The 12023-nt window shown below is 39.7% G+C and carries 9 protein-coding genes; 5 read left to right on the top strand and 4 right to left on the bottom strand.

Annotated elements, in window-relative coordinates; genetic code table 11:
• The first annotated feature begins 103 nt into the window (after window positions 1-103).
• Entirely contained in the window at window positions 104-1270 is a 1167-nt protein-coding gene (locus RT761_RS04915) for an IS481 family transposase (protein WP_218110800.1), read from the top strand.
• A 751-nt stretch (window positions 1271-2021) separates the two neighbouring features.
• Here the strand turns inward: RT761_RS04915 and RT761_RS04910 are convergent.
• The 4 genes from RT761_RS04910 to RT761_RS04895 form a co-directional block, all read right to left on the bottom strand.
• Window positions 2022-3365, bottom strand: coding sequence for an asparagine synthase-related protein (locus RT761_RS04910; RefSeq protein WP_218112960.1), 1344 nt, complete (start codon window positions 3363-3365; stop codon window positions 2022-2024).
• Between the two features lie 24 nt (window positions 3366-3389).
• Window positions 3390-4562, bottom strand: a complete 1173-nt coding sequence (locus RT761_RS04905; RefSeq protein ID WP_218112959.1) for a TolC family protein — start codon at window positions 4560-4562, stop codon at window positions 3390-3392.
• Between the two features lie 464 nt (window positions 4563-5026).
• The gene (locus RT761_RS04900; RefSeq protein WP_281388043.1) at window positions 5027-5821 is read right to left on the bottom strand and encodes an ABC transporter ATP-binding protein; all 795 of its coding nucleotides are present in this window, start codon (window positions 5819-5821) and stop codon (window positions 5027-5029) included.
• Window positions 5822-5892: 71 nt separating this feature from the next.
• The gene (locus RT761_RS04895) at window positions 5893-7317 is read right to left on the bottom strand and encodes a TolC family protein (RefSeq protein WP_218112958.1); all 1425 of its coding nucleotides are present in this window, start codon (window positions 7315-7317) and stop codon (window positions 5893-5895) included.
• Window positions 7318-7575: 258 nt separating this feature from the next.
• On the opposite strand from RT761_RS04895, the gene RT761_RS04890 reads away from it, so the two are divergent.
• The 4 genes from RT761_RS04890 (at window position 7576) to RT761_RS04875 (ending at window position 12012) form a co-directional block, all read left to right on the top strand.
• A complete protein-coding gene (locus RT761_RS04890) occupies window positions 7576-8727 on the top strand; it encodes a trypsin-like peptidase domain-containing protein (protein ID WP_218112957.1) in 1152 nt (383 codons plus the stop codon).
• Between the two features lie 53 nt (window positions 8728-8780).
• Window positions 8781-8981, top strand: coding sequence for a heavy-metal-associated domain-containing protein (locus RT761_RS04885; protein ID WP_246465241.1), 201 nt, complete (start codon window positions 8781-8783; stop codon window positions 8979-8981).
• 82 nt (window positions 8982-9063) lie between these two features.
• On the top strand, window positions 9064-9861 hold the full coding sequence (locus tag RT761_RS04880) for an aldo/keto reductase (protein WP_218112955.1): 798 nt from the start codon (window positions 9064-9066) through the stop codon (window positions 9859-9861).
• A gap of 882 nt (window positions 9862-10743) precedes the next feature.
• Complete coding sequence (locus RT761_RS04875) at window positions 10744-12012, top strand: Glu/Leu/Phe/Val family dehydrogenase (RefSeq protein ID WP_218112954.1); 1269 nt, start codon at window positions 10744-10746, stop codon at window positions 12010-12012.
• Window positions 12013-12023 lie beyond the last annotated feature (11 nt).

Here is a 12023-nt window from a genome sequence, read left to right as displayed (position 1 = left end):
CTTCTCCCTTGATGGGAGGGTATGATCCGGACACATAGGTAACAGAAAGTTCCTGACACATAGGTAACACTTTGTATACTACTGGCATAAGGAGGAATGCCTTATGCCATGGACGGAGGTACACAAAGTGGATCTCAGACAAGAATTGATTTATCGTTATCTCAACAAGGAAAAGGTGACAGATTTGTGTCGAGAATATGGAATCTCTCGAAAAACCGCCTATAAGTTTATTCATCGTTTTCAAGCCTTTGGTTTGGATGGACTTAAAGATCAATCCCGACGTCCTCATCACCTGGCGGGTCAAACTGATGCCCTGACCGAGCAAATGATTCTGGATACCAAATTCAAGCATCCCAGTTGGGGAGCTAAAAAGCTCAAGCCCGCCTTGGAAAGACAGTATCCCGATATTGTCTTTCCAGCAATCAGTACCATCAGTGCCATCTTATCTCGCCATGGACTGGTGAGATCACACCCTCGTCGATTGAGAAGAAGTGTGCCAACCAGTCAACTTCGAACCAGCCATGAACCCAATGAGATCTGGTGTGTCGACTTTAAAGGACAATTTCGAACCCAAGATCGGAAATACTGTTATCCTTTAACCATCACCGATCACTATAGCCGGTATCTCCTTGCCTGTGAAGCTCTTTCCTCTCCCAGCATTCAAGAATCCCTTCCGGTCTTCAAAGAGTGCTTTTCCACATATGGTCTTCCCCAGGTGATCCGCAGTGATAACGGGAGTCCCTTTGCTTCTCTTCACTCTCCCTTTGGACTCACTCAACTCTCGGTGTGGTTAGTGAAACTCGGCATCATCTTAGAGCGCATTGATCCGGGACATCCAGAACAAAATAGCCGTCATGAACGGATGCACCGCACCTTAAAAGAAGAGGCCTGTCAAAAACCAGCCACCAATCTTTTCACCCAACAAGACCGCTTTGAAACCTTTAAAACCATCTATAACACCGTACGACCCCATGAAGCAATCAACCAAGAAACCCCAGCTTCCTGGTACCACAAAAGTGACCGGCCCTATCCAAAAACCTTAAGTGATTGTGAATATCCTCATCATACGCTCACTCGTAAAGTCGATTCCTCAGGACGGATTTCTCTTTATGGCAACCGTCTGATCAGAATCAGTAAAGTCTTTGCTGGTGAACTTCTCGGATTCAAAGACTATACTCATTCCTGGTTAGTTAGTTTCTCTACCTATGATATTGGTATAATTGATAAAAAGACCCTTACTTTTGAATCAACGGAGATTCAAGATGATTAAAAAGTGTTACCTATGTCCTTAGACTAAAGTGTAACCTATGTCCCCGTTCGTACAGAGAAGGTGAGGATGAGGGTGGATTTTTAAACTGCTCACAGTTCACGCTTCACGATTCACGATATTTTCAGGATAGACCCTCATGCTGCTTATGCAGCACCACATGAGGATGAAAATGCCTTCCCAGGAATCGTTTCCCCCTTTAGCAAAGGGGGTAAGGGGGATTTGAGTTTTTTTCCTGCTCGGTCATTGCGAGGAGCGTCTTGTGCGACGTGGCAATCTCTACCATCCACTTAGTCATTCTGAGGAGTCCGGTGTTTTTGCCGGACGACGTAAGAATCTCATCATTTAAAGTATTTATGAAGAAAAAACTTAAAAGATGAGATCCTCACGCCCTCGAAAAGCGAGGGCTCAGGATGACCGATTAAAGGCACACCCCCCTTTATCCCCCCTCAATGGGGGAATTTATAAGATGGTATTTTCTGGATAGACCCTCATGATGTCTAGAAGAACTAGGTAAGGATGAAAATAGGTATCCCCCTCACCCTGACCCTCTCCCACGAAGGGGCGAGGGAAAAAAATTATATCATTCCTTCTCCCTTGATGGGAGAAGGTGAGGATGAGGGTGGATTTTTAAACTGCTCACAATTCACGCTTCACGGTTCACGGTATTTTCAGGATAGAATGGTAGCTTTAATTGTTCTCCTTGAAGAAATTTACTACATCTTAATTGGGAAAACATTATTCTTAAAAACAGTTAATTTTCTGAATAGGTTTTCGTCCGGCCCATCCAGTCAAGACGATTTACTTTGCCAAAACAATCTTTAAAAATTTTATAATAAAGATATTCTTCCCGAGAATGCAGTTTCCATCCATTCGGGAGAATACGCTCTTTTTCATATTCTGATGCTGCAATTTTCTCTTCCGCATAGGAAGCTAAAATTTCATTGACTCCAGCTCCCTCCCAAAATTTGGCTTTCTTTCTATGAAGAACTCGATTTGGGAGTTCATTTTCCAATGCGCATCGCAAAATCCACTTCTCTTCTTGATTCTTTATTTTATACTGAGGAGGGATGCTTAAAGCGAAACTGACAACATCGGGGTGAAGAAAGGGTACATAGGCTACAATACCAAAGGCAGAAGCACAACGATCTACCCTCTGCAAAGCTGTATTGTGAAGACGAAGCATGATATCCCTTAATTCATCGGGCAACTTTTCAGTGGGAATTGATTTTAAATAATCATAACCGGCAAACAATTCATCCCCACCTTCACCGGAAAAAACCGCAGGGACATATTCAGCCGCTAAGCGGGCAACTAAATAATTGGTTGCACTTGATCGAACCAATAACGGATCAAAGGATTCCAAATGATAGATAACCTCTGGTAATATTGCTATTAAATCTTGTTGGGTAACAACCATTTCGTGGTGAATGGAACCGATATGTTCCGCAACCTCACGAGCATACAAAAGGTCTGGAGCTGTAGCTATCCCTGCGGCAAAAGTATGAAATGTTTTTATATCATGGCGGGCAATAGCTGATATGGCACTGGAATCTAAACCACCCGATAACAAAGATCCAATTTCCTGAGTAGATATGCAGTTTTGAACCGCTTCCGATAATATTTTATAAAGCTTATGGGCAATCTGGTTGGGGTCGTCTTTTAAGGCTGATTGTTGTGGTAATTTCACTTGGTAAACCAAGTCTTTTCCATTAAATACATATCCAGGCAAAAGCTCATTGATTTCCGGTACAATTTTTAACAAAGGCTTTACCTCTGAAGCGAACATTAAAACCTCATTATCTTTCCAACCATAGTAGAGTGGTGCAATTCCAAGGAAGTCACGAGTTAGAAAGATATTTTCCTTGCTTAGGATTATTTTCGCTAAACGACCATCGCCACCCTGGTCTTCATAAATTATTTTATTTTTCTCCGATCGCAAGGGAGGTGCCTGGGCATCAGTCCATACCATTCCGAGAGAACAATGATCATCTTGGAAAAGTGTCTTCCCTGATTGACCTCGATAAGCAATTTCTGGTAAAAGTTTTTCAATCAGAGAGATTTGATTTCCTTGATATATTCCGACAATACCTGCCATATTTTTCCTCCATTCTCTTAATTTTTAATTAGTGGGCGTTTCTCCCTCTTCTTCAGTGTCTTGTTTTTCACGAACTGTTCCTGATCCCTCATCAGAAAATACCTTCACCCGCTCTTCTAATGACATTCCTAAAGAATTATAAAACTTTGATTTTGCAACATTATAATCAAATACCGCTTGTAAATAGGCGTTTTCTGTTTGATATGCTTCATTTCGAGCATCGATAAGTTCAATACTGGTAATAACCCCTGCATCATATCGCGCTTCAGCAATTTTCAGGTACTCATTAGCGCGGATTAAGCTTTTTTCCTGGAGCGGGACAGCCCGTTCAGCAGTATTGAATGCCTCAAAGATTTGTTTCAGTTCAATTTGGATATTATTTTTAATATTTTCAAGATTAACCAATGAAATCTGTAATCCAACTTGAGATAACTGCTGGTTGATAACTGGCGTGTAATCATTGGTATTAACCTGAACCTCTTTGGTTTTTAGGATCACTTCGTCCTCGGCTTTTTTAATTTCAAGACGATGCTCCAAGGCATATTCAATGCTTTTTTCCAAATCGATTTTTGAGGGATTAAAAACCAATTCGCTCGCTAATTCTACAGGAGCGTTTAAATCTTTTCCCAAAAGTTGATTCAAATTCATTTTGGCTACTTGTAAATTGCTTTCCGCATTTAAAAGGTCTGATTGGGCTTTTGATAATTCATATTCTGCCGAGATCACATCAATCTGGGCAACCATTCCTAATGAATATTTAGCTTTTACATTTTCTAATTGTTTTTGAGAACGACTAATATTTTCTTGAGCTAAAACTACTGACCGTTGGAGTTTGAGAATATTGTAATAAGCTTCTTCGACCACCTGGATTTGATTGGAACGAGTAATTTCATAATTCCGTTGGGCAACTAATAATGCAGTTTCATTAGAAAGTTCACTCAAAATAGAAGGAGCTAGAAGCAAATCCGCTTTCGTTTTTTTATAATTTAATTCGTTCTGTTGTAAATCAAATTGTGCTTTTTTCATTTCGTTTCCGTTTTCTAATGCAATATTGACTGCTTCAGAAAGGGTAAGTGGTGGATTATTTGTTTCTTCAGCAAAAACTCCAAATGTAAACAAAATTACCAGCCCTAAAAAAAGTACACTTCCTAAAAATAATTGTTTAAATTGCTTCCTTGATTGGTGACCATCAAACATTTTTTCACACCTCCTAATAGTAGCTCATTAATATTTTATCCTATACTGAAAATACCGGAATGATTTTACTTGGTAAATCATACTAAGTAACGAACCAGGATCTCTTCCTGGAGTCTCATCCTGGGCTTTCACCCTCATCCTCACCTTCTCCCATCAAGGGAGAAGGAACTTTGAATCGTCATTGCGAGACCTCATTTTTTGAGGTCGTGGCAATCTCTTGAGTCATCTTTTATTTTTTGTGATATTGTGGAATTGGAATAAATGAGACGCTTATCATGTCCGGTAAAAACGCAGCCCTGCTCAGAATGAAAGAATGGCTCAATGAGAATGAGCTTACCACGTCGTCCAACCAAGAACGGTTGGACTCTTCGCAGCGGCGGTTTTAAATAGGTATTTTAATTTTAACCAGTGTCACTAAATTGACACGATGTTCTATTCTTAAAACACAAGAACACTATTCTGCTTTAATTTTTGGCAGACAGTTGACTTTTTTCAGATTCATGGTTTTCCTTTTGGTTTTCATCATCCTTGAGAGTATCTTCGGCTCGAACCGGATTTTCTACTTTTTCATCTCCTACTAATTGACCATCACGAAAAAGGAGGATTCTTTTGGTATGAAGTGATATATCATGCTCATGAGTGACCAAAATAATGGTTTTTCCTTCATCATTAAGGGTTTGAAAAATGTGCATGATCTCTTCACCAGATCGAGTGTCAAGATTCCCGGTTGGCTCATCGGCAAGGATGATAGACGGATCGTTAACCAAAGCCCGCGCAATAGCAACCCGCTGGGTTTGCCCACCAGAGAGCTGGTTAGGCCGATGGTGCATTCGATCTTCTAATCCCACCTTTGCTAAGAATTTTTTAACCATCTCATTTCTTTCAACCCTCGAAACGCCAGCATAAATCAATGGTAATTCCACATTTTGAAAAGCATCTAATCTTGGCAGTAAATTAAAACTTTGAAAAACAAAACCTATTTTTTTATTTCGAAAGGTTGCCAGAGTGTTATCTTTCAACATTGACACATCTTGTTGGTCAAGGAAGTAACGACCACTGGTTGGGGTATCAAGGCATCCTAAAAGATTCATCAAGGTTGATTTTCCCGAACCAGAAGGACCCATAACCGATACAAACTCTCCAGGATAAATTTTAAAAGTAACATTCTGAAGGGCTTTCAACTCAAAGGTTTCCATCTTATAAATCTTAGTTAGTTCTTCAACTACAATAATCGGTTTATTCATTTCGCTATTCAACATCTTTAAACCTCAATGTAAAAAAATTGATTTTGATCATTTTCAATGACTTAATAACTTTTCTTTATCTATATCTACAACTCTTCAACCACAATCTCCCTCCCAGCCACCCTGAAGAGCTGCGCCTTCGAGAGGATAAACCCATAGACCGCCTTCTGGTAATTGAGTTTGGCATTCTCCAGAGCCAATTCACTCTCCTTGAGGGTTCGGTCGGTGATAAAACCAGCCTGATACTGCTGGGATTGGAGTCGGTAGGTTTCTTCAGCGATTTGCATTTCTAACTGAGCGGTGAGAGTGTCCTGATCGGATTGGATGAAGAGCTGGTAGGCATCCAATACCTCAAGGGTGATGGAATCAGGCAGAGCCTGCAGCTTTCTCTCGATTTGGGCCAGGATGATTTCCTGTTGTAGTTTTCGTTCTCGGGAGATCCCCCCATCAAAGGGAATCCAGGTTACTTCTAATCCCAGTCCCCAGCCGGATGCCGAAGGAGTAAAAGGGTCTTGATTGATGGCGCTGGTTGAGAAGGTATCCTCCCCTTCTGAGAGCTGACCGGTGACCTTCCAATCTAAGACCCAATTAGGGCTTTGCAGATCAAACCGGACCGCATAGTTTTCTTCAACATAGGATCCAATGAGATGAACTTTGGCCTGACGGTTCCGTTCAATCTGCTTCAAGGTGATGGTCTCGATTTCTTTTTGCCAGAGCAAGTCCTTGAGGTCAGTATGGTCAGATTGAGCGTGGCTGGTTAACTGATCCAATTCCTCCCCCAGTGGCTGGTAGGGAAAATCCTTCTCGAGAGTGATTGGGGTGTCGAGAGGGTACCCGATCATTTGATTGAGCTGCTGTTTCTTGAAAAGCAAACTTTGGTTGGATTGCTCGAGGTTGATCCGGGCCCTTTCTCCGGTTTGTTTGGCCTTGAGCAGATCCACCGATGAGGCCATTCCTAATTGGTACTGGTTTTCTATATCAGCCTGGAGAGTGTGAGCTTGTTCAAGGGTTCGCTGGGCCATCTCGGCGGTCCATTCAGCTTTGAGAACTTCCAGGTAAGCGGTGATGGCTTTCAGTTTGGTATTCTCTTCGGCATTCTTGAGAGCATTCTGGGCTTGGCTGAGGGCAAGGTCAGCTTGCTCCAATTGGTTGGCAAGATCACTGGAGGTCTCATTCAAGGCAATCGAATCACTGATTGAAACCTGAGCATTTGATTCTGCCTCCCCAACCAAGGCTACATCTCCAGTGACTTGAACGGTGGGGTTGAACCCTTTTTCCTTTTGAGCAAGACGGCGATTCGACTGGGCAATTTTATAGTTATCCTGGGCATCCAGGATCTGGCTATCAGTAGCAAGGGCGAATTCGACTACCTGGGATAGGGTCAAGCTGATTTCCTTTTCTCCAGTATCACTGGCATTGGCATCAAAAGGAGAAAAGACCAGAAAATATCCGATGAAAACCAAAAGAGCAATGAAGCTATTCCTCTTTTTGCTGAGTCCTCGGTATGTCATGATTGATCATCACCTCATTGGGGGAAACAAGTTCTGAATTGGAACGTTATTTAAGGACAAACTAATTTATTTATCTCAGTTCTTAAAAAGAAATTCCAAATCTTCTTTATTTTCCAACGACTCCTAAGATAAAATTTATAATTTGATAACACATGAGAATATCACATGAAAACATGTATTACAAATAAGCAATCTACAAATCAATCCTCTATAATACAATTATAAGTATTCAGTCATGGAATACAGGGGGGTGAAATCGTGAAAAAATATTTATTTCAAATAATATTCATTGTAATTACCCTGTTCATTTTTTCAAATATATCCTTTTCCCAAGTGGATCTGGTTTCTTTGGTAAAAAAAGTAAAACCCACTATTGTAGCTATCTATACCTTTAATAATCAGGGTCAAAGCTTAATGCAAGGAAGTGGTTTCTTTATAAATAATCAAGGAGACGTTATCACCAATTGGCATGTTATTGAAAATGCTCATAGCGCTGTGGTAAAGACCTTTGAAGGGAATTCCTATTTAGTAAAAGAGGTTCTAGGAGGAAGCAAAGAAAGTGACTTGGCTTTGCTTTCAATAGATTCCCGAAATGATTCAGTGCAAGGCCTTCCAATTTCTCATTCAATCCCTGAAATTGGTGAAAGGGTATTGGTTATGGGAAATCCTTTGGCCCTTGAGTTTAGCGTATCTGATGGAATTATTGCTGCAATAAGGATGATTCCCGAATACTCGAATGGAGAAGTCATACAAATAACCGCTCCGGTTTCTCCTGGTTCCAGTGGGAGTCCAGTAATGAATATGCAGGGTGAAGTAATCGCCGTTGCTTTTTATGTCTATTTTCATGGGGAAAATTTGAATTTTGCTATTCCAAGCCAAAGAGTGATAGATATCATCAACAATAAAAGATCTAACCCGGTTACTTTAGCTCAATTATCAATCGAGGATTTTAAAATTTTTGAGGATTCTTCGCATAAATTTTCAGTAAGCTATCCTTCTCAATGGGAACTGGTAACTCAGAATTATCAAAACCAGGTCATTAAGGGCTTTCTTGCACCAATTGACAGTCAAAATGATCATTTCCGTGAGAATCTTAATGTTATAGTTGAAACCTATCAATCTCCAATTTTATTAAATGATTACTATCAATGGAATATCAATCAATTAAAATCTTTTCCCGACATCCAATTTTTAGGGAATTATGATGGTTTTGTTTCGGGTGTTCCTAGTAAAATACTAATTTATAGCCGTTCTCAAGGTGGAATAAATCTGACTTTTTCACAAGTATTTTTCGTTCAAGAAAATACTGGTTATATTTTAACCTTCACTGCAGAATCTGATAGGTACCAGGCTTATCAACCAATTTTTCAACAAATAATGGATCGATTTCGATTGAATGGAAATTTTTAACAATTTTTCATTTTATCCAAAATCTCTTATATTAAAACTCTGAGGTGTTAATAATGAAATTAAAAGTCGAAGGTATGAGTTGCCAACATTGTGTCATGAGAGTGCAGAAAGCGCTTCAAGAAGTTCCTGGCGTTTTGGCTGTTCGTGTTGATTTGAATAAAGGAGAAGCCGACGTAACTATCAAAGAGGGAGTTTTCACTCAAGCATTAATAGCAGCAATTAAAAATGCCGGTTATGAATCCAAAGTTTTATAAAGCCACAGTAAAAAATTGATAGACCATCACCTTTCTTGGCAAGACCATGCCAGAAAAAATTGAGTAAATAGGAGGAAATAGTATGGAATTTATTGAAATTTTAGAAATGAAAATGCCAGTGATTGGTCTTGGAACTTGGAATTTAAGAGGGAAGGAATGCTTTGAAGCAACCCTTTCTGCCCTTGAGATTGGATACCGACATATCGACACTGCTGAAATGTATGAAAATGAAAGTGAGATTGGGGAAGCCATAACTCAATCTTTGGTTCCACGTGATGAAATATTTCTAACTACCAAAGTTTGGTCAACTCATCTTCAATACCAAGAGGTAATCCGTTCTTTAGAAACCAGTCTAAAAAAACTGAAAACCGACTATGTTGACTTATTACTCATCCATTGGCCGAACCTAAATATCCCCTTATCCGATACCTTGAGAGCGATGAGCTACCTAAAAAATATGGAGATGTTAAAATTCATTGGAGTTAGCAATTTTAATAAAGATCTTCTTATGAAAGCCCAACAAATGTCTTCTTTGCCTATTCTGAATGTCCAGGTTGAATACCACCCCTTTCTTGACCAAAAAGACATTTTGAGTTACTGCCAAAAAAATAATATTTCATTAACTGCATACTGTCCCCTGGCCCGAGGTCGTGAACTTAATAATCCGACCTTGGAAAAAATTGCCAGCAAACATAAGAAAACTGTTCCCCAAGTTATGCTTCGCTGGTTAATCCAGCAAAAAAACGTAGTCGCCATCCCTAAAGCAAAAAGCGCAGATCATCAGAGGTTAAATTTTGATATTTTTGATTTTCAACTTTCTTCCGATGAAATGAGCACCATTTTTCAGTTAAACCGAAACCAAAGGTTGGTGAAAGGATAATCGTCGGTTCCAATTTGAAGAATTCAGTATGGCTGATCACAAACAAGTCCTATCAATAAAACTGGGAGAAACGCTAGGAAAATTGCAACAACTTTTATATTAAAGAAGAGTTCTCTAAAATTATTTTAAAAAAACATTTAATAAATCGAGTTTTTTGGATAAACACTTTCACTGATTGGTTACATCAGGATGGGGTGAAAGTCCAGGATTCGACATGCCATGGCATGTCGCTACATTAATCAGGTACAATAAATTGTGGCTCTGCAATTTTAAAATAATCCTTGGTAGGGGCTTAATTTATCTTGCCCGTAGGTTTTTAAAATAGACCTTCATGCCACTTTGGTGGCACCAGATGAGGATGAAAATATATACTCAGAAGTTGAACTCCGCCCTCCTTTAGAAGGTGGGGAAGAGGGGATTTGATTTTTACTGCTCCGTCATTGCGAGGAGCGCAGCGACGTGGCAATCTCATCCACCTGTTCCGTCATTGCGAGGAGCGCAGCGACGTGGCAATCTCATTTAGCCATTCTTTCATTCTGAGGAACCTATTATACGACATGAGAATCTCATCCCTTATAATTATTGAATTCATTCCCCCATTGAGGGGGGATTCAGGGGGGTGTGCCTTTATTTTTTTTTAATTCCTTTTTACTTATTCCGGAATTTTCAAGATAGACACATCAAATACATCAATTCCCCTTGATTAAGCTGGAAAAGAGAGATTGGTAAAGTGCTTTTTTATATATTCTGGAAAAAACCTGATTATCATTAAAGTAAAACACCAACTGAAATTAATAAATAAATGATGAAATTTAGTATCATTTTTTGCTATTATATATTATGTTTTAGCTGCAATTATAATACAGTATTTGGAGGTTATTCATGACAACGAGTCAAAGCTACAATCCATACGAAAACATGTTACAATTACTCGATTCTGCTGCTGACCAACTTGGTTTGAGCCCTGATGATTATATCTCCCTTCGTTCTCCCGAAAGAGAACTTACCGTTTCATTCCCAGTTGAAATGGATGATGGTCATATCGAAATGTTTACTGGTTATCGAGTTCAACATTCCAGCAGCAGAGGTCCCTGCAAAGGAGGGCTTCGATATGCACCCGATGTAACGATTGATGAAGTGAAGGCTTTGGCTGCCTGGATGACTTGGAAGTGTGCTGTTGTTAATATTCCTTATGGCGGAGCAAAGGGAGCTGTTCGGTGTGACCCTTCAAAGTTAACAAAAAAAGAACTTATGCAAATAACCCGTCGTTATACCGCTATGATTCTTCCTTTAATTGGTCCAGAAAAAGATATTCCAGCCCCTGACCTCAACACCAACGCCGATGTTATGGGGTGGATCATGGACACCTATAGCATGTTCAAGGGTTTCTGTGTACCTGGGGTTGTAACCGGTAAACCCATTGAAATTGGTGGTTCATTAGGAAGAAGGGAAGCAACCGGAAGTGGCGTGGCTTTCGTTACAAATGAAATCGCCAAAAAAATGAATATTGATTTAACCCAATCATCAGCAGCAATTCAAGGGTTTGGGAATGTAGGCCAAGCTGCAGCCTACCTTTTAAATAAAGAAGGCTGTCGAATTGTGGCGATTAGTGATATAAGTGGCTCTTTTTATAGAGAAGAAGGCCTAAATATTCAAGACATGATTGAATATACCAACCATCATCCCCATCATCTTCTTGAAGGTTACCAAGCCCCTGGAATAACTACTATAAACAACCAAGACCTTTTAAGTCTCAAAGTCGATTTTCTCATTCCAGCAGCAAAAGAAAATCAAATTACTTCTGAAAATGCAGGAAAGATTCAAGCCAAGGCCATCGTTGAAGCTGCGAATGGACCAACAACTTTCAACGCTGATACCATTTTAAATGAAAGAAATATCATTGTTGTTCCAGATATCTTGGCCAATGCAGGAGGAGTTGTCGTATCTTACTTTGAATGGGTTCAAAATATCCAATCTTTGATGTGGGATGAAAATGAAGTGAATGATCTTCTCCTAAAAATTATGAATAAAGCTTTTAATGAGGTTTGGAGTCTCCATATGAAATACCATAGTTCTTTACGAATGGCAGCTTATATGTTGGCTCTTAATCGAGTAGTAAAAGCTAAAAAAATGAGGGGAATTTTTCCTTGATGATAGTTTTA

The sequence above is a fragment of the Atribacter laminatus genome (assembly GCF_015775515.1).
In the GTDB taxonomy this organism is placed as follows: domain Bacteria; phylum Atribacterota; class Atribacteria; order Atribacterales; family Atribacteraceae; genus Atribacter; species Atribacter laminatus.
The sequence above is the reverse complement of the archived record's forward strand: the minus strand, read 5'-3'. Positions and strand labels throughout refer to the sequence as shown.